Source organism: Paraburkholderia sp. PREW-6R (genome assembly GCF_039621805.1).
Classification (GTDB): domain Bacteria; phylum Pseudomonadota; class Gammaproteobacteria; order Burkholderiales; family Burkholderiaceae; genus Paraburkholderia.
Genome location: NZ_CP155073.1, coordinates 808504 through 833945, shown reverse-complemented (window position 1 = coordinate 833945; position 25442 = coordinate 808504). Strand labels below are relative to the sequence as shown.

Genomic DNA, 25442 nt, shown 5'->3' with positions numbered 1-25442 from the left:
TCGCCGGGAGCGCCGAAAAGAGCGGAAGGCCTGCATAACACGCGGGCCTTTTTCTATTGAAGCGCTTGCTGCTCCCGACGCTCATCCAACTCCCCAAGCCCTCAACGCCCCGCAGCGCGATACTCGACACCAGGCAGCACGCACAGCAATTCGAACGCGAGATTCGCGCCCAGCAGCGCGGTTGTGCCGAACGGGTCGTACGGCGGGGCCACTTCGACCAGATCGCAGCCAACGATGTTCAGTCCGCGCGTGCCGCGAATGATTTCCAGTGCCTGCGGCACCGTCAGACCGGCGATTTCCGGCGTGCCGGTTCCCGGTGCGAAAGCCGGATCGATACCGTCGATATCGAACGTGATGTACACCGGCCCATCGCCCATGCGTTCACGCACGCGCGCCATCAGCGGTACGAGCGACTGGTTCCAGCACGCCTCGGCCTGCACGACTTCGAAGCCCTGATCGCGGCACCAGTCGAAGTCTTCCGCCGCGTAACCCGTGCCGCGCAAACCGATCTGCACCACGCGATCGCAGTCGAGCAGGCCCTCTTCCACCGCGCGGCGAAACGGCGTGCCGTGGGCGATTTTTTCGCCCATCATCGTGTCGTTGACGTCGGCGTGGGCATCCACATGAATCAGGCCGACCTTGCCATGCTTGCGGTGAATCGCGCGCAAAATCGGCAGCGCGATCGTGTGATCGCCGCCGATCGTCACCGGTTTGCAGCCGTGCTGCAGGATGTCGTCATAGGCGGTTTCGATCCGCCTGATGGAATCGGGCAGGTTGTACGGATTGATCGCGACATCGCCAATGTCGGCGACGCGCAGCGAGTCGAATGGCGCGGCGCGCGTCGCCATGTTGTACGGACGCAGCAGCACGGATTCGCTGCGCACCTGGCGCGGCCCGAAACGCGCGCCGGTGCGGTTGGACGTGCCCAGGTCGAACGGCACGCCGACGAAACACGCGTCGAGCCCCTCGGCCGAGCCGACATTCGGCAGACGCATCATCGTTGCAATGCCGCCGCAGCGAGGCATTGCGTTGCCCGACAGCGGCTGCGGCCGTTCGCCGGCGTCAGGAGAAATAAAGGAAGAATTCATCGTGTCTCGGCAATGGAAAAGGGCGTTCGCCCCAATGTCTGCAACCGGCCGAGGAATCAATGAGAGTCACGCACTCCGCCGGGCGAATCACGATTCTTGAGCAGTTTCGGGGAAGTTAAAATACGAACCGCAGAACCTTCACATTGATCCACGACGATGTATCCTGACGCATGTTCTCCCAACTGACCGACCTCGACCTGCGGCTGATCCGCGTATTTCTGGCCATCGTGGACGCCGGCGGCGTCTCGCCGGCCCAGGCGACGCTGAACGTCGGCCAGTCGACCATCAGCACGCAACTCGCCACGCTGGAAACGCGCCTCGGCTACCGGCTGTGCGAACGCGGGCGCGGCGGTTTCAGCCTGACGGCGCGAGGCGAACAGTTCATCGACGCAGCGCGCGCCTTGCTCGCCGCCGTCGATACGTTCGGCATGCAGGCGCGCAACGTCGGCCGCAAGCTGGTCGGCACGCTCGATATCGGGATGATCGGCCATACGCCGGTGTCGGCCAGCGCGCGCATCAGCGAAGCGATCGGCCGCTTCCGCGGGCGCGACCAATCGGTGCGATTTTCCATTCTGGTTCGCTCGCCGGGCGAACTGGAGGAGTTGCTGCTCAACGGCCGGATTCAGATCGGCATTGGCTACTTCTGGCATCGCGTGCCGTCGCTCGAATACACGGAGGTGTTTGCCGAGGACCAGTTGGCATATTGCGCGAAAGGGCATCCGCTATTTGCGTCGGCCGGCAACGTCGCGCCCGCCGAAGCCGCCGCGTACGAGTGGGCGTGGCGCAGCTATCCGCTACCCGAGGCGGAGAGTTCGACCACGCCGCAGAACGTCACGGCCGTCGCGGACAACATGGAAGCGGTCGCGATGCTCGTGCTGTCGGGACATCACCTTGGCTATCTGCCGGGGCACTTCGCGGCGCCGTTCGTCAAACAGGGCTTGCTTGCCGCGTTGAATCCGGCGCAGATGCGCTATCGCGTGGCGTTCCACATGGTCACGCGGGCGCGGCAGCATCGGACGGATATCGTCGAAGCTTTTATCGACGACATGAAAGCCGCGCACCCGGCTCAAGGGCTCGAAATGGACGAGTAACGCGACCGTCGCCGCGAGCAGACGCGCACCACCGCGTGCGAGTCGAAGCGGTGACAAAAAACGGACGAGTAACGCGACCGTCGCCGCGAGCAGACGCGCACCACCGCGTGCGAGTCGAAGCGGTGACAAAAAACGCACGCAACACAAAAAAGGCCGCGCCTTCCAGCTGGCGCGGCCTTTAGCCATCATTCAGTTCGGCCGCCCGGCCGCTTCAACGTTCAGCCGTTGATCACGTCTGCGCCTTTGGGCACCGTGAACCTGAACGCGTCCGCCGGCAGCGGCGGATTCTTCTGGATGTTCGAGAAGGTCAGCAGCGTGACATTGCCGAATACATCGTGCAACTCCATGGCTTCCAGATTGCCGTCCTTGAAGCCGATGCCCACACGCTGGAATTGCGTATCTTTTGCTTTCGGCGTCAGTTCGAGCCAGTCGATCCCTGCCTTCACGCCGGCATCGCGCAGCGTGAAGTTCTTGTCCAGATCGTTGCTGCCGAACAGGATCGCGGCCGGGCTTGCGCCAAGTGCGCCGCCGAGGCTGCGCACCGTCACCTGGTTCAGGTCCTTGTCATACACATAGAGCTTGTCGCCGTCGGCCTGCAGCAATTGCGCATAAGGCTTCTCGTATGCCCAGATGAATTTGCCGGGACGCGCGAAGGTAAACGTGCCGCTTGACGTGCCCGTTTTCCCCGCGCCGCTCGTCGACAGTACACCGCTCGCGCCGCTTGCACCCTGCGGTTTCGGCGCACGTACTTCCTGCTGAACAAACGTGCCGCGCGCCGAATGCACTTGCGCGACGAACGCCTTCAGTTGCTCCGTGCCGCTTGCGAACGCCTGCGAGGCGACGAGCATCGTCGCGCCGATCGCGACGGTGCCGACACCGCGCGCGATACTTCGCGCAAGCTGCTTGAACCGGCTGGATTGAGCACTCCGATGAACGTGCTGTTGCGCGAATCGCTGCATATGGTTTTCTCCCTTGTATGAATTCGTTGAGCGGCTTCGATGGCGCTCGTAACCGATGAAGCGGCCCGCTACGTGAAGCGAGGCCTGCGCCGGCACTCGAAAGAAAAAACCGGCGCGGCCGCCCATGCAGACACACGTTAAGCGGCAAGCCTTAAACGGGACTTAGGGGTGGCTGGGCCGACGGGGCGGATACCGCGGCGGCGCCTGCGTTATTCGGTTTCCCGCGCCGGCGCGAGAATCTCGCGATTGCCATTCGATGACATCGCCGATACCACGCCCGAGTTTTCCATCTGTTCGAGCAGCCGGGCCGCGCGGTTATAGCCGATGCGCAAGTGCCGTTGCACCAGCGAGATCGACGCGCGACGGTTCTTCAGCACGACGTCCACCGCCTGGTCGTATAACGGATCCGCTTCGCCGTCGCCCGATCCACCGGCGCCTGCCGAGCCTTCGTCGCCCTCGCCCGTCACGCCGCCTTCGAGAATGCCCTCGATATAGTTGGGCTCGCCCTGTTCCTTGAGCTTGTCGACGACGCGATGCACTTCCTCGTCGGACACGAATGCGCCGTGCACGCGCACCGGCAGCCCGCTGCCAGGCGGCAGATACAGCATATCGCCCATGCCGAGCAGCGATTCCGCGCCCTGCTGGTCGAGAATCGTGCGCGAGTCGATTTTCGACGACACCTGGAACGCCATACGCGTCGGCACGTTGGCCTTGATCAGGCCGGTGATCACGTCCACCGACGGACGCTGCGTGGCCAGAATCAGGTGAATGCCGGCCGCGCGCGCCTTCTGCGCAATCCGTGCGATCAGCTCTTCGACTTTCTTGCCGACCACCATCATCAGGTCGGCCAGCTCGTCGATCACGACGACGATGTTCGGCAGGCGTGCGAGCGGTTCCGGATCGTCCGGCGTGAGGCTGAACGGATTCGGCAGCTTTTCTTCACGCCTCGCGGCCTCGTCGATCTTGTTGTTGTAGCCGGCCAGATTGCGCACGCCGAGCTTGCTCATCAGCTTGTAGCGGCGCTCCATTTCGGCCACCGCCCAGTTCAGCGCGTGACCGGCCTGGCGCATGTCCGTGACCACCGGACAAAGCAGGTGCGGGATGCCTTCGTAGACGCTCATTTCGAGCATCTTCGGGTCGATCAGGATCATGCGGACCTGGTCGGCGCTTGCCTTGTAGAGCAGCGACAGGATCATCGCGTTGATCCCCACCGACTTGCCCGAACCCGTGGTGCCCGCCACGAGCAGGTGAGGCATTTTCGCGAGATCGGCACAGACCGGCTTGCCGCCGATGTCCTTGCCGAGCCCCATGGTGAGCGGCGACGCGGCATCCGCATACACGGCCGAGCCGAGAATCTCGGAGAGGCTCACGGTCTGGCGGCGCTGATTCGGCAATTCGAGCGCCATGAAATTCTTGCCCGGAATCGTTTCGACCACACGGATCGACACAAGCGAGAGCGAACGCGCCAGATCTTTTGCGAGGTTGACGATCTGACTGCCCTTCACGCCGGTGGCCGGCTCGATTTCGTAACGCGTGACGACCGGACCCGGATAGGCCGCCACCACGCTCACTTCGACGCCGAAATCCTTCAGCTTCTTCTCGATCAGCCGCGACGTGAATTCGAGCGTATCGGCGGAAATCGTTTCCTGCGCGGCGGGCGCGGGGTCGAGCAGCGAGATGGGCGGCAACGTGGAGTCGCCCGGCAGATCCTTGAAGAGCGGCACCTGCCGTTCCTTTTCGACGCGCTCCGACTTGGCCGGGGTGACGACCGGCGGCACGATTACCACGGGTTCGTGCTCCTCGATCCGCACGCGGCCCTTCTCGACCTTGCCCTCGCGCTTCACGGCCGCCGCTTCCCCGAGCTTGCGGTCGCGGCCGGCCTCGCGGCGCAGCTTTGCGAGCGTGACGCCCGAAATGATCGACTCGCCAACCTTTTCCGACACGGACAGCCACGAAAACCGGAAGTACAGCGACAAACCAATGCCGAGCACGATCAGCAGCGCGAGCGTGCCGCCCGTGAAGCCGAGCGCGTGCGACACGCCGCGCGCCACCGCCTCGCCGATCACACCGCCCGGCGCGCGCGGCAGCTGCACCTTCAGCGACCACATGCGCAGCGCCTCGATGCCGTCGCACGCGAGCAGCACGAGCATGAACGCAAAGGCGTCGGTCAGCCAGCCGCTGTGGCGCGGCGTGTCTTCTTCCGGTTCCTCGCTGCGGGTGATGCGCTTGTAGTTAGCGGAGATATGGCGGCCGAGCAGCACGATCCACCAGTAGGCGGACAGCCCGAACAGCAGCAGCAGAATGTCCGACGTCCACGCGCCGACGCGGCCCGCCCAGTTGCCGATGTGATCGACCTGCGCGGCGTGCGTCCAGCTCGGATCGCGCCTGTTGTAACTGACGAGCGCCATGAGCAGAAAGACGCCGAGCGCCACCTGCAATATCCAGCGGATTTCGGTGAAAAGGCGCGACATGCGGTGCGGCAATGCCTGCGCGCTCGCGGAATAAGGAGCTTTTGCCATTGATCCTGTTGCGTGTAGGGCCATCTTTGGCCTGTGCCGGGGCTCAAGCGGGGTCCGAGCCTCGCCCGGCGCGGCTTCGGCCCGATTCGGGCGACCGGAATCTTCGATCCGGCCTATTGTAAACGCACTGCCTCGCGCGAGGCTGTAAATGACGGTAACTTGGCCGACTGGCCGACTATCCGCGACAGGATCGCCACACATGCGCGACGAACGGGCAGTATTCCGGCCGCGAGCCGACGCTATCGGCACGATCGGAAAGCTTCATGGAGCGGGCCTTCGCCCCGCCCTTTATAATGCTCGGCTGATACCCATCTACAGTTTCACCCCAAGTCGCGCGGCCTCGCATGGCGAGCCGGGCGCCGTAAAAGGATTCGATCATGCCCGCAACTTCCACGAAACACGCCAAGGTTCTGATTCTCGGTTCCGGTCCCGCCGGCTACACCGCCGCGGTCTACGCGGCACGCGCCAACCTCGCGCCGGTGCTCGTCACGGGCCTTGCCCAGGGCGGCCAGCTGATGACCACGACCGACGTCGAAAACTGGCCCGCCGACGCGAACGGCGTGCAAGGGCCGGAACTGATGGGGCGCTTTCTGGAGCACGCCGAGCGCTTTAACACCGAAATCATTTTCGACCACATTCATACAGCCAAATTGCATGAGAGGCCGATTCGTCTGATTGGCGATTCGGGCGAATACACGTGCGATTCGCTGATCATCTCCACGGGCGCGTCGGCGCAGTATCTCGGCCTGCCGTCGGAAGAAGCGTTCATGGGCAAGGGCGTGTCCGCCTGCGCCACGTGCGACGGTTTCTTCTACAAGCAGCAGCACGTCGCCGTGATCGGCGGCGGCAATACCGCGGTCGAGGAAGCGCTCTATCTGTCGGGCATCGCAAAGAAGGTCACGGTGATTCACCGCCGCGACAAGTTCCGCGCCGAGCCGATCCTGATCGACCGTCTGCTGGCGAAAGAGAAGGAAGGCGTCGTCGATATCAAATGGAACAGCGTGCTCGACGAAGTGACCGGCGACCCGTCCGGCGTGACCGGTCTGCGCATCCGGAATACGCAAACCGGCGCAACCACGGACATCGCGCTGCAAGGTATCTTCGTCGCGATCGGCCACAAGCCGAACACGGACCTTTTCGAAGGCCAGCTGGAGATGAAGAACGGCTACATCATCACGCAGGGCGGCCTGAACGGGTTTGCCACCGCCACGAGCGTGCCCGGCGTGTTTGCGGCCGGCGACGTGCAGGACCACGTGTATCGTCAGGCGATCACCAGCGCCGGCACGGGCTGTATGGCCGCGCTCGACGCACAGCGCTACCTCGAAACGATCAACGAGATGGCCGGCGAGCATGCGATGAGCCAGGAAGCCGAGCGTTAATCGGCAAACGGATGCCGCAGCGCCCGTCGGTCATGCAGGCGCAACGGTAAAATGGCGGCGGGGCTCGGCCCGGCCGTCTGCCACAGCGAAGGCCGCGGCTGACAAGCCTGCGGCCTTTTGCGTTTTGACTCGCGTGATTCATGTGGTTGGTACCGCGCGCAATCGTCCATCTCTCCGTCTCTTTGCGATATGCCGAAGAATCTGCCTCATCCGAGCGAACCAAAGCGCGCGCGTGGCGCGGCCAAGCCTGCGGCGGAGCAGACCGCGCCCGCCGCTGCGCCGAAGATAGAACGGGCGGCCGGACTCGCCGGTCTCGGCGCGCTGCGTGAAGCATTAAAGGGGGACGCCGAGCGTCGCGAGCGGCAACGCACAGCCGCCGCGGCGGCGCAACGCGAGGCCGCGGCGGAAGCTGACCTGTTCCGTCGCGAGATCGGCGCAGTGGCGCCGCTCGCGGTACCGCCGCGCGCAACGATACCGCGCAATCCGCCGCCCCCGCTGCCGGTGCAAACCAGACTCGATGAGGAAGCCGTGCTGCATGAAGCGATTTCGGACGAATTCGATCCCGAGATCCTGCTGGAGACTGACGAGACACTCTCCTATTGTCGGCCTGGCGTGAGTCAGGAAGTCGTGCGAAAACTACGGCGCGGCGACTGGATCGTGCAGGCGCAGATCGACCTGCATGGGATGCGGCGCGAGGAAGCGCGCGAGGCGCTGGCGGAGTTCATCCGCGAATCGGTCAAACGCGGCTTGCGCTGCCTGCGCGTGATTCATGGCAAGGGACTCGGCTCGATCGGCAAGGAGCCGGTGCTCAAAGGCAAGGTGCGCGCGTGGCTGGTACAGAAATCCGAGGTGATCGCGTTCTGCCAGGCGCGTCCTCACGACGGCGGCGCGGGTGCAGTGGTCGTGCTGCTGCAGCCGGGCGCGTCGCCGGCTCACGCCCGATCCTGACGGGGCCGCGGTGATCCATCCCAGGCTGACGCTCGCGCTGACCATCATGGAAGCGCTGGCGATTTTCGCCTACGCGATTTCCGGCTTCATCGAAGCGAAAACGCGGCGGCTCGATGCCGTGGGCACGTTTCTCGTGGCGATCGCCACGGCTTTCGGCGGCGGTACGTTGCGCGACGTGCTGCTGGAGCGGCGCCCGTTCTACTGGGTCGAACATCAGGACTATCTGATCGCAATCTTCGTGATGGCGCTCTTCGCGCCAATCGTGTTGAAGATGACGTCGCGTCTGCTCTCCGAGCGCGTGCTGCTCGTGGCCGATGCGATCGGACTCGGGCTGTTCAGCATTGCGGGCACCTCGATCGCGCACGACGCGCAGATGCCGTGGTTCACGTCCGTGATGATGGGCGTGCTGACGGGCGTGTTCGGCGGCGTGATTCGTGACGTGCTGTGCAACGAAGTGCCGCTGATTCTGCGCGACTCACGGCCTTATGCAACCTGTGCGTTCGTCGGCTGCTGGCTTTACGTGCTGCTGGATTACATGCAGGTTGACACGGTGTACAGCGTGTTGATCGCCACCGCGTTCATTCTGCTCGCCAGGCTTCTGACATTCAGATTCAACGTGAGGTTGCCACATTGAGCGGCGCCCCGCTCACGTCGCCTGCTTGCTGCTCGCCAACGCCCCAGCGCTTTTCGATCCGCCCACGATAGTGCGGCAACCCGCGACGGATTATTGGTGACCGCCGCGCCGTCGGATAAACGGCCGTTCGGCCGCCCGAGAGACTCGCGTGAACCCGCTGCGCGCACGCACGCGGACAACAAAATTTCCAGCTATTACACTTCAGGTCGAACGCTCTTTTCGCGACATCACTTACAAGGCAAAACATGGACCGTTTCGAAGCGATGGAGATATTTACGCGTGTGGTGGATGCAAACAGCTTCACCAAAGTATCCGAGTCGCTCGACCTGCCCCGCGCCAAGGTCAGCCGCACGATCCAGGCGCTGGAGGAACACGTCGGTGTGCGTCTGCTGAACCGCTCGACGCGTCAGGTCAGCGTGACTGAAGACGGCGCGCTGTTCTACGAGCGCTGCGTGCGCATTCTCGCGGAAGTCGCCGACGCGGAGTCGTCGCTGTCGAACAAGCGCGAAAGTCCGTCCGGCACGATCCGTGTGGACACGTCCGGCACGCTCGCCCGCGCGCTGCTGCTGCCCGCGCTCGACGATTTCTATGAACAATACCCGGAGATCGACGTGCGCCTCGGCCTCGCCGATCGCAACATCGACCTGATTCAGGACGGGGTGGATTGCGTGATCCGCATGGGCACGCCGGAGGAATCGAGCCTCGTCGCACGGCGCATCGGACAGGCGAAGATCGTCACGTGCGCGTCGCCACGCTATCTGGAGAAGTACGGCACGCCGACCACGCTCGACGACCTCGCGCAGCATCGCGCGGTCAACTACGTGTCCGCACGCACGGGCCGCACGTTTCCGTTCGAGTACGACGTGAACGGCGAGATCGTCAAGGTCACGCTGAAAAGCGTGCTGGCGGTCAACGACGGCAGCGTTTATATCGGCGCCGGCACGCTCGGCCACGGCATCATCCAGCCGTCGCGCTACATGGTGGCGGACCTGATCGAGCAAGGCGCGCTGGTTGAAATCCTCTCGAACTTCGGAAGCCCGAGCACACCGCTTTCGATCCTGTATGCGCATCGGCGCAATCTGAGTTCGCGACTGCGCGCGTTCACCGAGTGGTTCACGGCGCTCGTGCAGAACAATCCGGATCTGCGCATGCCCGACGTGTCTTGAGCTACGACGCAAATGGAAAAGCCCCGTGCGTCTTACAACGTGCGGGGCTTTTTCTGACTGGACTGATCGGCTCACTGCCCGAAGCCGGGCTGGACCAGGCCCGACGTCAGGCGATGCGCTCTTCGTTCGCCGGGTCGAACAGCACTGCCTTCGACGTATCGAACAGCAGCGTGCTATTGGACAGCGGTTGCGGATTCGAAGCCGGGTGCACGCGGCTCACCACGCGCTTGCCGTTGACCTGCGCGAACACCAGTGTGTCCGGACCGGTCGGCTCGATCACGTCGACCTTCACGTCGATCGCCTGCAACTGCGCGTTGTCGCCGTGCGCGGCGCGTGCGTCGGTGATGCGCTCCGGGCGCAGGCCGAGAATCACATCGCGACCGATATGCGACTTCACCTTCGCGGTGTCGAACGGCAGATTCAGCACCTGGCGCGTCACGCCCGTATCGAGTTCGAGCCCAACGCCCGAACCCTGCCCGACCAGCTTGCCCTGAATGAAGTTCATCGGCGGCGCGCCGATAAAGCCGGCCACGAACAGGTTCGACGGCGAGTCGTAAATGTCCTGCGGCGCGCCGAACTGTTGGACGATGCCGTCTTTCATCACCGCGATACGGTCGCCGAGCGTCATGGCTTCGATCTGGTCATGCGTCACGTAGACGATCGTTGTGCCAAGGCGCTGATGCAGCAGCTTGATTTCCGAACGCATTTCGATACGCAGCTTCGCGTCGAGGTTCGACAGCGGTTCGTCGAACAGGAACATGACCGGGTCGCGCGCGAGCGCACGGCCCATTGCCACGCGCTGACGCTGACCGCCGGACAGCTGGCCCGGCTTGCGGTCCAGCAGGTGCGTGATCTGCAGCGTGTTCGACACACGGTCGACAATCTGCGTCTGCTCGTTCTTCGGCACCTTGCGGATGTTCAGGCCGAACGAAATGTTTTCGCGCACCGTCATGGACGGGTACAGCGCGTACGACTGGAACACCATCGCAATATCGCGATCTTTCGGCGACAGGTTGTTGACCGTCTTGCCGTCGATCTGAATCTCGCCCTTGGTCACGGTTTCGAGGCCGGCGATCATGTTGAGCAGCGTCGACTTCCCGCAGCCCGAGCCGCCGACCAGAATCAGGAACTGGCCGTCTTCGATGTCGATGTTGACACCCTTCAGAACCGGCACCCCGTTCGGATAAGTCTTGTACACGTCACGGATGGAAAGGCTTGCCATGCTGTGAATCCTCTAGTCTCTGGTACTGCTTGAAAACGTCTTGGTCGGGTGACGGCGGCGCCTCCCGCACTTTGCGCGGATTGCGCCGCCGAGCTCGGATGGTTTAGCCCTTCACCGCGCCGGCCGTCAGGCCGCGCACGAAATAGCGTCCGGCGATGATGTAGACCAGCAGCGTGGGCAACGCGGCGATAATTGCGCCGGCCATGTCCACGTTGTATTCCTTCACACCGGTCGAAGTGTTCACGAGGTTGTTCAGCGCCACCGTAATCGGCATGGAATCCACGCCGGAGAACACGATCCCGAACAGGAAGTCATTCCAGATCTGCGTGAATTGCCAGATCAGGCACACCATGAAGATCGGCAGCGAAACGGGCAGCAGGATCTTCGTGAAGATCGTGAAGAAACCCGCACCGTCGATGCGGGCCGCCTTCACGAGTTCAGCCGGAATGCTCACGTAGAAGTTGCGGAAGAACATCGTGGTGAACGCGATACCGTAGATCACGTGCACGACCACCAGACCGGTCGTGGTGTTCGACAGACCCATTGCGCCTTCGAAACGCGCCATCGGCAGCAGGATCGCCTGGAACGGAATGAAACAGCCGACCAGGATCATCGTGAAGATCGGGTCCGCGCCGCGAAAACGCCAGTGCGTGAGCACATAACCGTTGAACGCGCCGATGATCGACGAGATCAGCACGGCCGGAATCACCATGCGCACGGAGTTCATGAAGAACGGCTGCATGCCGTCGCAGCGCACGCCGGTACAGGCGCCGCTCCATGCCTTGATCCACGGATCGATGGTCCAGTGGGTCGGCGGCGTCAGCAGATTGCCGGTGCGCAACTGGTCGATGTCCTTGAACGACGTGGACAGCATCACGTACAGCGGAAACAGGAAATACAGGGCGAACAGAATCAGGGCCGCGTAAATGACGGCACGGCTGATCGTCATCTTAGGCTGCATTGCGCGTGCTCCTCGATTCCAGATACATGAGCGGCACGAGCACGGCGACGACGGTGGCGAGCATCATCATCGACGATGCCGCGCCGACGCCCAGCTGCCCGCGATTGAACGAAAACGTGTACATGAAAATAGCCGGCAGCGACGACGACGTGCCCGGACCGCCCGCGGTCAATGCGACCACGAGGTCGAAGGTCTTGATCGTGATGTGGCAGAGAATCAGCAGCACGGAAAAGAACACCGGACGCATGCTCGGAATCACGATCTTGCGGTAGATGGTCGGCAGCCCCGCGCCGTCCATCTGCGCGGCCTTGAAGATCTCGCCGTCCACGCCGCGCAGACCGGCGAGGAAGAGCGCCATCACGAAGCCGGTGGATTGCCATACCGCCGCGATCACGACGCAGAAAATCGCCTTGTCGGGGTCGCCGAGCCAGCCGAACGAAAAGCTCGTCCAGCCCCAGTCGTGAAACACCTTTTCGAGGCCGATGCTCGGCGTCATGATCCATTGCCACGCCGTGCCGGTGACGATGAACGACAGCGCCATCGGGTAGAGAAACACTGCGCGCAGCGCGCCTTCGTTGCGGATCTGCTGATCGAGCAGGATGGCAAGGAAGAGGCCGAGACCGATACAGATACCAATGAACGGGATGCCGAACCAGCCGAGGTTGGCAGCGGACGTCCAGAACACGTCGTTATCGAACAGTTCGCGATAACGGTCTAAACCGACAAATTCATAGCGAGGCATCAGTCGCGAATTGGACAGCGACAGATAGCCGGTAATGGCAATGAAGCCATAGACGAAGATCAGGCTGATCACGACGCTGGGTGCGAGCACCAGCTTCGGAATCCAGCGATCGGCAAGGGCCGCCATGGGCGACGCGCGGCGGGTAACGGTGGCCGTTTTCCCGTTTCCGCTAATGGAAGCAGTCACTACTCGACTCCTGCTGAAACTGTACCGCGGGACATGTGCGCGTGAGTCGCGCAAGGCCGTCGCGGCATAGGTGTGACCCGTTGAAACAAAGTGAAGCCGCCTGCTGCCCGGGCGGCCGTTCACGCAATCAGCGGACCTGAAGGACGCGCCCGGCATCCTTGTGGGAAGAACCGGGCGCGCCGCCTCACTCGATCGACTACGTGCTGCTTACTTCGTCTTCGCTGCCTTCGCGAGTGCGGCAACCGCGCTCTTCGAGTCCTCCTGCGAGTTCATGAACTTCGTCACGACGTCCGAGATCGCGCCGGCTGCCGCGTCCGGTTGAGCCATGCCGTGCGCCAGCGAAGGCACGTAGCCGCCCGACTTGATCGCGACCTGTTCATCCGCATACGACTTCTTCGCGCAGTCGTCGAACTTGGCCATCGACACGCCGAGGCGCACCGGGATGGAACCCTTGTTCAGGCTGAACTGTTCCTGGAAGTCCGGCGTCATGATCGTCTTGGCGAGCGCGAGTTGACCCGGCGTTGCCGTCTTCGAGCCCTTCTGCTGGAAGAACACGAACGAGTCGACGTTGAACGTGTAGGCCTTTTCCGTGCCCGGCACCGCAGCGCAGACGTAGTCCGAGCCCGACTTCTTGCCGGCGTTGGCGAATTCGCCCTTCGCCCAGTCGCCCATGAACTGCATGCCGGCCTTGCCGTTGATGACCATCGCCGTGGCCAGGTTCCAGTCACGGCCCGTGCGGCCCGCGTCGAAGTAACCCTGGATCTTGCGCACCGTGTCGAACACACCGACCATCTTGTCCGACGTCAGCGTCTTCTCGTCGAGGTCGACGATCGCCTTCTTGTAGAAGTCCGCGCCTTGCGACAGCACGACGTCTTCCCACAGCGTCAGGTCCTGCCACGGCTGACCGCCCATCGCGATCGGCTGGATGCCCGCGGCCTTCATCTTGTCGGCCACCGCGAAGAACTCAGGCCACGTGGTCGGCACCTTGCCGCCTGCCTTGTCGAGCGCTGCCTTGTTGATGTACAGCCAGTTCACGCGGTGCACCGAGAACGGCGCGGCGACGTAGTGACCGTCCGCATGCATGATCTTGTCGATTTCCGGCGGCAGGTTCTTTTTCCAGTCACCCGCGACGGAGTCGATCGGCACCAGCACGCCTTGCGAAGCCCAGTCCTGGATCAGCGGGCCCTTGATCTGCGCAGCGCTCGGCGCGTTGCCCGAGATCACCTGCGTCTTGAGTGCCGTCATGGCAGCCGCGCCTGCGCCACCTGCAACCGCGAAGTCCTTCCACGTGTAACCCTGTTTCGTCATGTCGTCCTTGAGGACGCCGACGGCTTTCGACTCGCCGCCCGAAGTCCACCAGTGCAACACTTCGATCGACTCGGCTGCTTGCACTGCCGAGACGCCACACATCAGACCTGCGGCGCACAAAGCGCCCATGATCGCGCGAAATTTCATTGCTTATCTCCTCCAGACACCTGAACAAAAAACGAATGGCCCCTGATGTCGCCAGGGTGCTGTGGTTGGTTCAAACAGGCAAAACACTGGGCGATCGAGCACGGTCGGGCGCATGCGCGAGGCATGTGCCGGCGGACCGATGTCCGGCCGCTGGAAGCTCAAGAGATGAGTGGTTCGGGATGCAACTGACTGTCTCCTCTTTTGATTTTTGCCTGCCCGCGTAGCGCGGCAGACTCGAGGTGCCTTACATGTTGATCGGAGCAATTCGCCTGAAGCAGTTCGCCTGACGCCGCCTCGTCCTGCACTCCATCGAGGCCGCGGGACAAGCTGGCACGTGCTCTTGCGCAATGTCCTTTAACATGCAGGGGACGCCTGCCGATTCGCGAAAACGCGCATCCTGCCTGACAGTGCACGCTTTTTTCATCGAATTAGCGCTACCTCTTGATTTGGATTGTAGTTAAACTACAATTCAGTGTCAAAAAATATTTTATCGGACTACGGTCGCGCTTTTCGCTCACTTGCGCGGCCCCAGGACATCGACGGAGACTCATGCAAACCGATTCAGGCTTCACCTTCGTTCTTTTCGGCGGTACCGGCGATCTGTCGATGCGCAAGATCCTGCCTGCACTGTTTGAAGCGCACCGTGCGGGCGGCATGCTGGCCGACAGCGGCAAGATCGTCGCGGTGGCGAGGCATGCGGCGGATCGCAGTGAGTATCTTCAGTGGGTGAACGAGCACGTCAAACCGCACGTGTCGAAGAAAGGTGTGGATGAAGCGGCATGGGCGAGCTTTCTCGAACGTATCGAGTTCGTGAACATCGACCTGGGCAATCCGGAAGACTTCGTGCATCTGCGCGACGCGATCCAGGATCTGCCGGGCATTCGTGTGTTTTATCTGGCAACGGGCCCCTCCCTCTTCGTGCCGATCTGCCGTGCGCTCGCCTCGGTCGGACTGAACGGGAACGCGCGCATCGTGCTCGAAAAGCCGCTCGGCTACGACCTCAGATCGTCGAACGCAATCAATGATGCGGTTGGCGAAATCTTCGCTGAAGAACAGATCTATCGTATCGACCACTACCTCGGCAAAGAGCCCGTGCAGAACCTGCTTGCATTGCGTTTTGGCAATGCGCTGTTCGAGCCGCTGTGGCGCCGCGAGTGGGTCGAGAGCATTCAGATTACGATCGCCGAAGAACTTGGCGTGGAAGCGCGCGGCGACTTTTACGACAACACCGGCGCATTGCGCGACATGGTGCAGAACCACTTGCTGCAACTGCTTTCCATTGTCGCGATGGAGCCGCCGCATTCCATGGATTCGGATTCGGTCCGCGACGAAAAGCTGCGCGTGCTGCGCGCATTGAAACCGGTCGACCCGCGCGACATCGGCAAGGTGGCCGTGCGCGGCCAGTATCACTCGGGCGTGATCCGCGGCGCGTCGGTGCCGGCCTATGCGACCGAGCATGGCGTCAAGCCGGACAGCCAGACGGAAACCTTCGTTGCGCTGAAAGTCGAGATTGATAACTGGCGCTGGGCCGGCGTGCCGTTTTTCCTGCGCACGGGCAAGCGTCTCGCGGACCGTGTCGCCGAGATCGTCGTGAATTTCCGTCCGGTGCCGCATTCGGCGCTCGGAACTTCCGCATTGCGCGCCGGCGCAAACCGTCTCGTGATCCGTCTGCAGCCGAACGAAACCATTCGGCTCTACTGTCTTGCGAAGCAACCGGGCGAGGGCATGAACCTCGCCAGCGTCCACCTCGACCTCGCATTCGACCAGTTCTTCCGCGAAGGCCAGATGGAGGCCTACCAGCGTCTGCTGCTCGACGTGATCAACGGACGCCTCGCGCTCTTCGTGCGTCGCGACGAGCAGGAAGCGGCATGGCGCTGGGTCGAACCGATACTCGACGAATGGAAGGTGTCGAACAGACCGCCCAAACCCTATGCAGCGGGCACATGGGGACCGGCTGCGGCGAGCGCGATGCTCGCGCAGCACGGCTCCTGCTGGCTCGAAGAAGAGAATTGAATCGCGGCGCAGTGCGGTGTGTGTTCGAGCGCCGCGCTTCGCTACCCAGACCCACCGACGAACTGAACGGAATGGCGTCTGCCACGCGGTGTCTGTCATGCAGCCTGTGCTGCAGACGAACCGTGACGGCAGTCCCGCGGATTTCCGCAGATCCAACAAGAAAGCAGCACGGAGGAGAAGTGATCCAGATTCACACATTCAGTGATCAAAGTGCCCAGTCCGATGCGTTGGCAAAGGCAGTCGGCGACGCGTTGAATGCGTCGCTGGCCGCGCAAACGGCCGCGCCGGGCGCCGGCACGCGCCCTGTCATGCTTGCGGTGTCCGGCGGCAGCAGCCCGCGTCCATTCCTGAAGACGCTATCCACGCAAACGTTCGACTGGTCGCGCATCGCAGTGACACTGGTCGACGACCGCTGGGTGCCCGATACGGACAGCGACAGCAATGCGCGCTTCGCGCATGAAACGCTGCTGCAGAATGCCGCGAAGAACGCCACGTTCTGGCCGCTCGTCGACGTGTCGCACGATCTGAACGCGCATGTCGCCGCGCTCAATGCCGACCCGCGCTTTGCCGTGGTGCCGGACGTCGCGGTGCTCGGCATGGGCGAAGACGGCCATACAGCGTCCCTGTTTGCCGACTCGCCCGAGTGGGATCACGCGATCACCACCCAGGATCACTTCGTCGCCGTGCATCCGGGTGCCGCGCCGCATGCGCGCGTGAGCTGGTCGATGTCGGCGTTGAAACAGGTGAAGCATCTGTTTTTGCTGATCGCAGGACCGCGCAAGATGGACGTGCTCAACGCAGCCGCCGCTTCGCTAGAAAAAAATGCCATCTCGCAGTTGGCAAACGACAAGGGAGTGAGACTCGATGTCTACTGGTGTGCAAACTAAGGCTGCTCCGGGCGCGGGCCAGCATGCCGATGGACCCCGGCTGCTGGCCGACATCGGCGGCACCAATGCGCGCTTCGCACTGGAATACGCGCCGGGCGAAATCGGCTCCGTGCAGGTGTATCCATGCGCGGACTATCCGGGCGTAGCCGAAGTCATCAAGAAGTATCTGAAGGACACGAAGATTGGCCGTGTGAATCATGCGGCCATTGCGATTGCGAATCCGGTCGACGGCGATCAGGTGAGCATGACCAATCACGACTGGAGCTTTTCGATCGAAGCCACGCGCCGCACGCTCGGTTTCGACACGCTGCTGGTGGTGAACGACTTCACCGCGCTCGCCATGGCGCTTCCCGGTCTGAACGACGCGCAACGTGTGCAGGTGGGCGGCGGCACGCGCCGGCCGAACAGCGTGATCGGTCTGCTCGGACCGGGCACCGGCATGGGCGTGTCCGGCCTGATTCCTGCCGACGACCGCTGGATTGCGCTCGGCAGCGAAGGCGGCCACGCCACTTTCGCGCCGGCCGACGAGCGCGAGGACATCGTGCTGCACTATGCGCGCAAGAAGTGGCCGCATGTGTCGTTCGAACGCGTGGCGGCGGGGCCGGGCATCGAAGTGATTTACCGTGCGCTTGCGGGCCGCGACAAGAAGCGTGTGGCGGCGAACGTCGACACGATCGAGATCGTCAGGCGTGCGCTGGAGGGCGAGCCGCTCGCCGCCGAGTCCGTCGACGTGTTCTGCGGCATTCTCGGCACGTTCGCCGGCAATATCGCGGTGACGCTCGGCGCGCTGGGCGGCATCTATATTGGCGGCGGCGTCGTGCCGCGCCTGGGCGAAACGTTTGCCCGTTCGTCGTTCCGCAAGCGGTTCGAGGCCAAGGGCCGCTTTGAAGCGTATTTGCGGAACGTGCCGACGTATGTGATCACGGCCGAATACCCGGCATTTCTCGGCGTGTCGGCGATTCTGGCCGAGCAGTTGTCGAATCGCGCGGGCGGCAGTTCGTCGGCGGTGTTCGAGCGGATTCGCCAGATGCGCGACGCGTTGACGCCGGCCGAGCGCCGGGTGGCCGATCTCGCGCTGAATCATCCGCGTTCGATCATCAACGATCCGATCGTCGACATTGCCCGCAAGGCTGACGTCAGCCAGCCGACGGTGATCCGTTTCTGCCGTTCGCTCGGCTGCCAGGGCTTGTCCGATTTCAAGCTGAAACTGGCGACCGGTTTGACCGGAACGATTCCGGTGAGCCATAGCCAGGTGCATCTCGGCGACACCGCAACCGATTTCGGCGCGAAGGTGCTGGACAACACCGTGTCGGCCATCCTGCAACTGCGCGAGCATCTGAATTTCGAGCAGGTGGAGCGCGCGATCGATCTGTTGAACGGTGCACGGCGTATCGAGTTTTACGGGCTGGGCAATTCGAACATCGTCGCGCAGGATGCGCATTACAAGTTCTTCCGGTTTGGCATTCCGACGATTGCTTATGGCGATCTGTACATGCAGGCGGCGTCGGCGGCGTTGCTTGGAAAGGGCGATGTGATCGTGGCCGTGTCCAAGTCCGGGCGCGCGCCGGAGTTGTTGCGCGTTCTCGATGTTGCGATGCAGGCGGGGGCCAAGGTCATTGCGATCACGTCGAGCAATACGCCGCTGGCCAAGCGCGCCACGGTGGCGCTCGAGACGGATCACATCGAGATTCGCGAGTCGCAGTTGTCGATGATTTCGCGGATTCTGCATCTGGTGATGATCGACATTCTCGCGGTCGGCGTCGCGATTCGGCGCGCCGTGCCTAGCGCGGATGTGGCCGAGACGGTCGCCAAGGCGCGGCAGGGTGCTGATGATGATGCTAGTGCTGTGTTGGACTGGTTAAGTCATGGGGCGGCTTCTTCAGCGCCTGAATGAGGGTTTAGGTTTTTTTTGGCTGCGGCGGTGGTTGGTTTTCTGGCTGCGTAGGGATGGTTGTTTGCCTGCGGCGTTGGCCTTTTTGGTGTTTGCATGCGGCGTTGGCCTTTCCTTGTCTTGCTTGTGGTCTATTAGCGTTGCCCCTGTGCGGGGCGGCACCTACTTCTCTTTGCCGCCGCAAAGAGAAGTAGGCAAGAGAAAGCGGCTCAAACCGCTAACTCTTAAGCGGGTCCCCCAGTTCGCAGAAGGCAGTGGCCCATCTGGAATCCGTGCCCCCGCACACTCCGCTCCCGTGACAAGGCAGTCATTCTTCCGGCAGCGCTACGCGCGCCCCCGGGTACATCCCCAACCATCGGTTGTCCGCGCCCCCCGCACACTAATTATGGGTTTCCGCCGTGTCGCCGGGGCGAAGCCGATGGCCCCGCCGCTGTGTCACCGCCCCACTGGTTTCCCAGGCAGACCCGTCCGCGACGCACGAAGTGCGGAGTGGGAGCGGATGACGGCTGTGTCACGGGCGTGGAGTGTCCGGGGGATCATTCGTAGATCGAACCAATATGCCCTCCAAGCCAGGGCGCCCGCTTCATGGCTGGCGGTGTGAGCCGCTTTCTTTGCTTACTTTCTTTGCGGCTGCAAAGAAAGTGAGTGCCGCCCCGCACAGGGGCAACGCTAATAGACCAAAGACAAATCAAGGAAAGGCCCAAACCCCAATCCAACAGAAAAAAACCACAGCTGGTAAAACCAAAAAAACCAAACCCCGCCGAAGGCAAAACCCCACCCCCAAAAACACCAGCGATAATAGACCCCCACCGCCGAAGGCAACCCAACCCCAAACCCCAGATGATCATCCGCCCCCATCTCCACTGGTTCCGCATGCTGCTGGCCTGGCGAGGCTCAGTCCTCCCGCGCCTGCTGCCGCGGCTATTTCTGATCTTCTGTATTTCCATCGTCGCCGTGGCGGCCCACGATCACCTGCTGCCCATCTCGTTGAACCTCAACTCCACCGCGCCCTTCTCCCTCATCGGCATCGCGCTGGCGGTCTTCCTCGGATTTCGCAACAACGCCAGCTACGACCGCTGGTGGGAAGCCCGCAAACTGTGGGGCCAGCTTCTGAACGATTCGCGCTCGCTCACTCGCCAGGCGCTCACGCTCCCTGTGCGGCAAGTGCCCAAAGAAGACATCAGGGAATTCATCGCGGCACTCAGCGCACTGCCGCACGCACTGCGCCATCAGCTTCGCAAAACCGATCCGCGCGATGACCTCGCGGCGCGCCTGCCCCAGACTCTGCTGGAACGCGTCATGTCGTCGCGCCACAGGCCCGCAACGCTCATGCTTTTTCTCGGTGAATGGGTTCAGCGTCGCGCGCAGGCAGGCGAACTCGATCCCATGGCCGTGGTTGCCATCGACCGCAATCTGGGTGCTTTATCGGATGTAATCGGCGGATGCGAGCGCATTGCGTCTACGCCGCTGCCGTTCGCGTACTCGGTGATGATCCACCGCACGGTCTACTTCTTCTGCGCGTCGCTGCCGTTCGGACTCGTCGACAGCATCGGCATACTCACACCGGTCTTCGCGGTGTTCGTCGCGTACACGTTCATGGCGCACGAAGCCATCGCGTCGCAAATCGAAGAACCCTTCGGCACCGACGACAACGACCTCGCGCTCGACATGATGTCGCTCTTCATCGAAGACGCCATGCGCGATCTGCTCGGCGAACCCGGTCTGGAACTGCCCAAGCCGCGCGACACGGGCTACATACTCACCTGATCGACTGCGACCACGCCGCACTCAATCGTTGCCGACCGTCTCCGACAAACGCTTGAGCGTCGCCACCCGCGCGCCAATGATGTCGACGCGTCCACGCTCGTCCACGAGCGGCGCCGTGGCGTTCAGATATGCACTCCACGCTCGCTGCGCCCGCACGAGCGTGGGCCGCGAGCGCGCAGGCATTTTCGACTGCAGGCGGTGGTAATAGCGGTTCAGATCGAACATCGCATGTTCGCATTGCGCGTCTGACGTGCAGGCACGCACGTGGCGCGGCGGACCGCCGTCCGTTTGCGTCACCGCATTGCGCAAAGCCAGCGCGCGGTCGCGCACCGGTTGCAATTGCATATCGGCTTCGGCGAGCACGTACATGGAACCGCGCGTGGTGGCGAACACGGCGGCCAGCAACTGCTTCTCGGCTTCGCGTGACGCACGCCACGCCATCTGGCTCTTCTGCCACGCCTTGCGGCGCGCGGGCGGCAACTTCGTCTCCAACTGCTGCCACGCGCTATCCAACGCGCTGTTCCAGCCGATTCGCGCGTTGTCCATGCACTGCACCTGTCCCATCGTCGATGACATGTCGCTGCGCGCAAGACACGTGCGCATCGACGCGTCGATCGGATCGGCGGCCGCTACCTCGGCGTGCGCAACCGGCGACAGCACGATAAGCGCCACCGCCAGCGCTCCCAGCAAGCGCCGCATGGTCAGGCGCGCACGCAATCGACGAAATATTCGATGCGCCCGTTGATCGTTTCGCCCACGAGCCCGTGGATGTCCGTATGGAAGCCCGGAAAGCGCTCGTTGAACTCGCGCGCGAAACGCAGATAGCTGACGATGGTCCTGTTGAAGCGCTCGCCCGGGATCAGCAATGGAATGCCCGGCGGATACGGCGTGAGCAGAATGGACGTGACGCGGCCTTCGAGTTCGTCGATCGGCACCCGGTCGATCTCGCGATGCGCGAGCTTCGCGAACGCATCCGAAGGCTTCATCGCCGGCTCCATGCTCGACAGATACATCTCGGTCGTGAGACGCGCGATGTCGTTGGCACGGTACACGCTGTGGATCTGCTCGCACAGATCGCGCAAGCCGACGCGCTCGTACATGGGATGATGCGAGACGAACTCAGGCAGCACGCGCCACAGCGGCTGATTGTTGTCGTAGTCGTCCTTGAACTGCTGGAGTTCGGTGACCATCGAGTTCCAGCGGCCCTTCGTGATGCCGATCGTGAACATGATGAAGAACGAGTAGAGCCCCGTCTTCTCCACGATGATCCCATGTTCGGCCAGATACTTCGTGACGATGGCGGCCGGAATGCCCGACTCGCCGAAGCCGCCGTCCATGTCCAGACCCGGCGTGACGATCGTCGCCTTGATCGGATCGAGCATGTTGAAGCCCTCGGCGAGGGGGCCGAAGCCATGCCACGCGTCGTTCGGGCGCAGCATCCAGTCCTCCCGCGAACCAATGCCTTCCTCGGCGAACTGGTCCGGGCCCCACACCTTGAAGAACCAGTCGTCGCCATATTCGGCGTCGACCTTAGTCATCGCGCGGCGGAAATCCAGCGCTTCCGCAATGGACTCCTCCACGAGCGCCGGGCCGCCGGGCGCTTCCATCATCGCCGCGGCAACGTCACAAGAGGCGATGATCGCGTACTGCGGGCTCGTGGACGTGTGCATCAGATACGCTTCGTTGAAGCGGTGCTTGTCGAAGCGGCTGTTCTTCGAGTCCTGCACGACGATCTGCGACGCCTGCGAAATGCCGGCCAGCAGCTTGTGCGTGGAGTGCGTGGCGAACACCAGCGCGCCAATCCGCGGACGGCCCGCGCCGATCGCATGCATGTCCTGGTAGAACTCGTGGAACTCGGCATGCGGCAGCCAGGCTTCGTCGAAATGCAGCGTGTCGAGCCAGTCGCCGAGCATTTCCTTGATCATCTCGACGTTGTAGATCACGCCGTCATAGGTGCTTTGCGTGATCGTCAGAATACGCGGCTTCAAATTCGGATTTTTCGCGAGCGCTTCACGGGCGAACGGGTTGGCGAGAATTTTCTTCCTGATGTTTTCCGGCTCGAACTCGCTGCGCGGAATCGGCCCGATGATGCCGAAATTGTTGCGCGTGGGCGTCAGAAACACCGGAATCGCGCCGGTCATCGTGATCGCGTGCAGGATGGACTTGTGGCAGTTGCGGTCCACCAGCACGATGTCGCCCGGTGCGACGGTGCCATGCCAGACGATCTTGTTCGACGTGGACGTGCCGTTGGTCACGAAGAACACGTGGTCGGCGCTGAAAATGCGCGCGGCGTTGCGCTCGGAGGCGGCCACCGGACCGGTGTGGTCGAGCAGCTGGCCGAGCTCGTCGACTGCGTTGCACACGTCGGCGCGCAGCATGTTTTCGCCGAAGAACTGGTGGAACATCTGGCCAAGCGGACTCTTCAGGAACGCGACGCCGCCGGAGTGTCCGGGGCAGTGCCACGAATACGAACCCTCGTCCGCGTACTGCACCAGTTCCTTGAAGAACGGCGGCGCGAGCGAGTCCAGATACACCTTGGTTTCGCGGATGATATGGCGCGCGACGAACTCCGGCGTGTCCTCGAACATGTGGATGAAACCATGCAGTTCACGCAGGATGTCGTTAGGCAGGTGACGCGACGTGCGCGTTTCGCCGTACAGGAAAATCGGAATATCCGCGTTGCGGCGGCGCACTTCAGTGACGAACGCCCGCAGCGCGACAATCGCCGCGGCCAGCTCGGGCGTCTCGCCTTCCACTACCACGTTGTCGACGTAGGGCAGCAGTTCGTCGTCGTCGATCGACAGAATGAAACACGACGCGCGGCTCGACTGCTGCGCGAACGACGTGAGATCGCCGTAGCTCGTCAACCCGAGCACTTCCGCGCCTTCTTTCTCGATAGCTTCGGCGAGAGCCCGGATGCCGGAACCCGAGATGTTCTCGGAGCGGAAATCTTCGTCGATGATGACGACGGGAAAACGAAACTTCATGGGCGAATCTCCAAAAAGAACGACCGCTGCATTCCGCGAATGGCAGCGGTCACCCGAATAGCTGGTGGGTCAGTGCGCTGCCGGCGTTACGTCCTCGGCAACGTGACGCCGTGCTGACCTTGATATTTGCCGCCGCGATCCGCGTACGACGTCTCACAAATTTCGTCGCTTTCAAAAAACAGCACCTGGGCGACGCCTTCGTTTGCGTAGATCTTCGCAGGCAAAGGTGTCGTGTTTGAGAATTCGAGCGTGACGTGCCCTTCCCACTCCGGTTCGAACGGCGTCACGTTGACGATGATCCCGCAACGCGCATACGTGGATTTGCCCAGACACACGGTCAGCACGCTGCGCGGAATGCGGAAATATTCGACTGTGCGCGCAAGCGCGAACGAGTTCGGCGGGATGATGCAAACGTCGCCCTTGAAGTCGACAAAAGATTTCTCGTCAAAGTTCTTCGGATCGACAATGGTCGAGTTGATGTTGGTGAAGATCTTGAATTCGTCGGCGCAGCGGATGTCGTAACCGTAGCTCGACGTGCCGTAGCTGACAATCTTCCGGCCGTCTTCTGAGACGCGGACCTGATCGGGCGCGAACGGCTCGATCATCTTGTGCGATTCGGCCATGCGCCGAATCCACTTGTCGGATTTGATGGTCATAGGTGAACGCTGCTCGACGTGAATGACAGGTGTGTGACGGAATAACAACCCGGTGGCGACCGGGCAACTTTCGGCTGGGGTTCGCGACGGCCTTCCGGCGGGCCGCTCGGCGTGAATGCCAGCGTGCGCAGCGCTAACGGCGAGGAGAGTTCCGGCGCCGGGCGGCAAAAAGCGCTTATTTTACGCGATCATCGAACTGCTGCGCTGCCCGCGCGCGCCGTTGTGCCCGTCGCACTCTTGGCAAGCTCGCACTCACTGGCGAATCAGACCGCACGCAAGCGCGGGGCCCGCGCCGTGCTGCGGATACGCGTAGGGGTCGGTTGCGTCGTGATGCAACAGCACCGCGCGCTGCAATACCGAGCGGACGCCGTCGAGCGATACATCGGGCGCCACGATGAAACCTGTGGCGACGCCATTGGAATCCGCGTGAATATTGCCGAGATCGCCTTCGACCCGCGCGCCCGCTTTCAGACGCTCGGCGGCCGGCGCGAACACCTGGCCCGCGCTGGAGCCGTCGGCAGCATTGCAATCGCCGCGCTCGTGGACCTGCAGCGCGTGATCGCTATTGGGCGGCAAGCCCGCGAGATTGTAGGTGACCTGGACGCCGTCCGAGCGCTCGATAAACGTGACGAGCCCGCGCGCCTGATTGCCCACGGTGGGCAGCAACTGCGCGTCCGCGCGTTTTTCCTGTGGTCTCAGGAACGCGGTACAGCCGCATAACAGCACACTGCTGGCAGTCAGGACGATGAACGCATGCACCGCCTGCCCGTCGATTCGTTTTCCCATGCGATCCTCTTGCCGGCCTGGTGACCGCCCCTGCGGCCGCCGAGCCGAACTTGTGAAGCCGACATGATACCGCGAGAGCACGCGAAAACAGACGTGCCGCCCCCT

Annotated in this window: 20 protein-coding genes; 9 read left to right on the top strand and 11 right to left on the bottom strand. The window is 62.7% G+C overall.

Annotated features, from left to right (window positions below; all coding sequences use genetic code 11):
* Positions 1–101: 101 nt before the first annotated feature.
* Complete coding sequence (gene speB, locus AAGS40_RS03630) at positions 102–1088, bottom strand: agmatinase (RefSeq protein WP_345813225.1); 987 nt, start codon at positions 1086–1088, stop codon at positions 102–104.
* Between the two features lie 170 nt (positions 1089–1258).
* Between speB and AAGS40_RS03625 the strand changes: the two genes are divergently transcribed.
* On the top strand, positions 1259–2179 hold the full coding sequence (locus AAGS40_RS03625; RefSeq protein WP_345813223.1) for a LysR family transcriptional regulator: 921 nt from the start codon (positions 1259–1261) through the stop codon (positions 2177–2179).
* A gap of 218 nt (positions 2180–2397) precedes the next feature.
* Here the strand turns inward: AAGS40_RS03625 and lolA are convergent, their stop codons facing one another.
* Together lolA and AAGS40_RS03615 are read right to left on the bottom strand one after the other, a co-directional pair.
* Positions 2398–3138, bottom strand: coding sequence for an outer membrane lipoprotein chaperone LolA (lolA, locus tag AAGS40_RS03620; RefSeq protein ID WP_345813222.1), 741 nt, complete (start codon positions 3136–3138; stop codon positions 2398–2400).
* A 209-nt stretch (positions 3139–3347) separates the two neighbouring features.
* Complete coding sequence (locus tag AAGS40_RS03615) at positions 3348–5657, bottom strand: DNA translocase FtsK 4TM domain-containing protein (protein WP_345813220.1); 2310 nt, start codon at positions 5655–5657, stop codon at positions 3348–3350.
* A gap of 377 nt (positions 5658–6034) precedes the next feature.
* Here AAGS40_RS03615 and trxB point away from each other — a divergent pair, with 377 nt between their 5' ends.
* The 4 genes from trxB (at position 6035) to AAGS40_RS03595 (ending at position 9784) form a co-directional block, all read left to right on the top strand.
* Entirely contained in the window at positions 6035–7036 is a 1002-nt protein-coding gene (trxB, locus tag AAGS40_RS03610; protein WP_345813218.1) for a thioredoxin-disulfide reductase, read from the top strand.
* A 189-nt stretch (positions 7037–7225) separates the two neighbouring features.
* A complete protein-coding gene (locus tag AAGS40_RS03605) occupies positions 7226–7984 on the top strand; it encodes a Smr/MutS family protein (protein WP_345813216.1) in 759 nt (252 codons plus the stop codon).
* Positions 7985–7997: 13 nt separating this feature from the next.
* The gene (locus AAGS40_RS03600; protein WP_345814243.1) at positions 7998–8618 is read left to right on the top strand and encodes a trimeric intracellular cation channel family protein; all 621 of its coding nucleotides are present in this window, start codon (positions 7998–8000) and stop codon (positions 8616–8618) included.
* Positions 8619–8863: 245 nt separating this feature from the next.
* The gene (locus tag AAGS40_RS03595) at positions 8864–9784 is read left to right on the top strand and encodes a LysR family transcriptional regulator (RefSeq protein WP_345813215.1); all 921 of its coding nucleotides are present in this window, start codon (positions 8864–8866) and stop codon (positions 9782–9784) included.
* A gap of 106 nt (positions 9785–9890) precedes the next feature.
* Here the strand turns inward: AAGS40_RS03595 and ugpC are convergent, their stop codons facing one another.
* The 4 genes from ugpC to AAGS40_RS03575 all read right to left on the bottom strand — a co-directional run bounded on the left by ugpC (position 9891) and on the right by AAGS40_RS03575 (position 14350).
* Complete coding sequence (gene ugpC / locus AAGS40_RS03590) at positions 9891–11006, bottom strand: sn-glycerol-3-phosphate ABC transporter ATP-binding protein UgpC (RefSeq protein WP_345813214.1); 1116 nt, start codon at positions 11004–11006, stop codon at positions 9891–9893.
* Between the two features lie 103 nt (positions 11007–11109).
* Positions 11110–11967, bottom strand: coding sequence for a carbohydrate ABC transporter permease (locus AAGS40_RS03585; protein WP_345813213.1), 858 nt, complete (start codon positions 11965–11967; stop codon positions 11110–11112).
* Positions 11957–12895, bottom strand: a complete 939-nt coding sequence (locus AAGS40_RS03580; protein WP_345813211.1) for a sugar ABC transporter permease — start codon at positions 12893–12895, stop codon at positions 11957–11959. Before AAGS40_RS03580 ends, AAGS40_RS03585 begins: the two co-directional genes overlap by 11 nt.
* A 207-nt stretch (positions 12896–13102) precedes the next feature.
* Positions 13103–14350 (bottom strand): ABC transporter substrate-binding protein, encoded by a 1248-nt coding sequence (locus tag AAGS40_RS03575; protein WP_345813208.1) that lies wholly within the window; start codon positions 14348–14350, stop codon positions 13103–13105.
* A 549-nt stretch (positions 14351–14899) separates the two neighbouring features.
* Between AAGS40_RS03575 and zwf the strand changes: the two genes are divergently transcribed.
* From zwf to AAGS40_RS03555, 4 genes are all read left to right on the top strand, one after another.
* Complete coding sequence (gene zwf / locus AAGS40_RS03570) at positions 14900–16363, top strand: glucose-6-phosphate dehydrogenase (protein ID WP_345813206.1); 1464 nt, start codon at positions 14900–14902, stop codon at positions 16361–16363.
* A 179-nt stretch (positions 16364–16542) separates the two neighbouring features.
* Entirely contained in the window at positions 16543–17250 is a 708-nt protein-coding gene (gene pgl / locus AAGS40_RS03565) for a 6-phosphogluconolactonase (protein ID WP_345813205.1), read from the top strand.
* Positions 17228–19144, top strand: coding sequence for a bifunctional transcriptional regulator/glucokinase (locus tag AAGS40_RS03560; protein WP_345813203.1), 1917 nt, complete (start codon positions 17228–17230; stop codon positions 19142–19144). Before pgl ends, AAGS40_RS03560 begins: the two co-directional genes overlap by 23 nt.
* Positions 19145–19981: 837 nt before the next feature.
* Positions 19982–20908 (top strand): bestrophin family ion channel, encoded by a 927-nt coding sequence (locus tag AAGS40_RS03555; RefSeq protein WP_345814241.1) that lies wholly within the window; start codon positions 19982–19984, stop codon positions 20906–20908.
* Positions 20909–20929: 21 nt separating this feature from the next.
* Here AAGS40_RS03555 and AAGS40_RS03550 read toward each other — a convergent pair whose 3' ends face one another.
* The 4 genes from AAGS40_RS03550 to AAGS40_RS03535 all read right to left on the bottom strand — a co-directional run bounded on the left by AAGS40_RS03550 (position 20930) and on the right by AAGS40_RS03535 (position 25337).
* Positions 20930–21607 carry a lysozyme inhibitor LprI family protein gene (locus AAGS40_RS03550; protein ID WP_345813201.1) on the bottom strand — a complete coding sequence of 226 codons (678 nt, stop codon included), beginning with the start codon at positions 21605–21607 and terminating at the stop codon, positions 20930–20932.
* A 2-nt stretch (positions 21608–21609) separates the two neighbouring features.
* A complete protein-coding gene (locus tag AAGS40_RS03545) occupies positions 21610–23895 on the bottom strand; it encodes an arginine/lysine/ornithine decarboxylase (RefSeq protein WP_345813200.1) in 2286 nt (761 codons plus the stop codon).
* 86 nt (positions 23896–23981) lie between these two features.
* Positions 23982–24551, bottom strand: coding sequence for a dCTP deaminase (dcd, locus tag AAGS40_RS03540; RefSeq protein WP_007175915.1), 570 nt, complete (start codon positions 24549–24551; stop codon positions 23982–23984).
* 252 nt (positions 24552–24803) lie between these two features.
* On the bottom strand, positions 24804–25337 hold the full coding sequence (locus AAGS40_RS03535) for a superoxide dismutase family protein (RefSeq protein WP_345813196.1): 534 nt from the start codon (positions 25335–25337) through the stop codon (positions 24804–24806).
* Between the last annotated feature and the right edge of the window lie 105 nt (positions 25338–25442).

Bases quoted from the DNA above. Each gene is read 5' to 3' on its own strand.
- AAGS40_RS03615 (WP_345813220.1), bottom strand. From the start codon at position 5,657: ATGGCAAAAGCTCCTTATTCCGCGAGCGCGCAGGCATTGCCGCACCGC.
- speB (WP_345813225.1), bottom strand. From the start codon at position 1,088: ATGAATTCTTCCTTTATTTCTCCTGACGCCGGCGAACGGCCGCAGCCG.
- AAGS40_RS03535 (WP_345813196.1), bottom strand. From the start codon at position 25,337: ATGGGAAAACGAATCGACGGGCAGGCGGTGCATGCGTTCATCGTCCTG.
- ugpC (WP_345813214.1), bottom strand. From the start codon at position 11,006: ATGGCAAGCCTTTCCATCCGTGACGTGTACAAGACTTATCCGAACGGG.
- lolA (WP_345813222.1), bottom strand. From the start codon at position 3,138: ATGCAGCGATTCGCGCAACAGCACGTTCATCGGAGTGCTCAATCCAGC.
- AAGS40_RS03575 (WP_345813208.1), bottom strand. From the start codon at position 14,350: ATGAAATTTCGCGCGATCATGGGCGCTTTGTGCGCCGCAGGTCTGATG.
- AAGS40_RS03545 (WP_345813200.1), bottom strand. From the start codon at position 23,895: ATGAAGTTTCGTTTTCCCGTCGTCATCATCGACGAAGATTTCCGCTCC.
- trxB (WP_345813218.1), top strand. From the start codon at position 6,035: ATGCCCGCAACTTCCACGAAACACGCCAAGGTTCTGATTCTCGGTTCC.
- AAGS40_RS03550 (WP_345813201.1), bottom strand. From the start codon at position 21,607: ATGCGGCGCTTGCTGGGAGCGCTGGCGGTGGCGCTTATCGTGCTGTCG.
- AAGS40_RS03595 (WP_345813215.1), top strand. From the start codon at position 8,864: ATGGACCGTTTCGAAGCGATGGAGATATTTACGCGTGTGGTGGATGCA.
- AAGS40_RS03605 (WP_345813216.1), top strand. From the start codon at position 7,226: ATGCCGAAGAATCTGCCTCATCCGAGCGAACCAAAGCGCGCGCGTGGC.
- AAGS40_RS03560 (WP_345813203.1), top strand. From the start codon at position 17,228: ATGTCTACTGGTGTGCAAACTAAGGCTGCTCCGGGCGCGGGCCAGCAT.
- AAGS40_RS03555 (WP_345814241.1), top strand. From the start codon at position 19,982: ATGATCATCCGCCCCCATCTCCACTGGTTCCGCATGCTGCTGGCCTGG.
- AAGS40_RS03585 (WP_345813213.1), bottom strand. From the start codon at position 11,967: ATGCAGCCTAAGATGACGATCAGCCGTGCCGTCATTTACGCGGCCCTG.
- zwf (WP_345813206.1), top strand. From the start codon at position 14,900: ATGCAAACCGATTCAGGCTTCACCTTCGTTCTTTTCGGCGGTACCGGC.
- AAGS40_RS03625 (WP_345813223.1), top strand. From the start codon at position 1,259: ATGTTCTCCCAACTGACCGACCTCGACCTGCGGCTGATCCGCGTATTT.
- dcd (WP_007175915.1), bottom strand. From the start codon at position 24,551: ATGACCATCAAATCCGACAAGTGGATTCGGCGCATGGCCGAATCGCAC.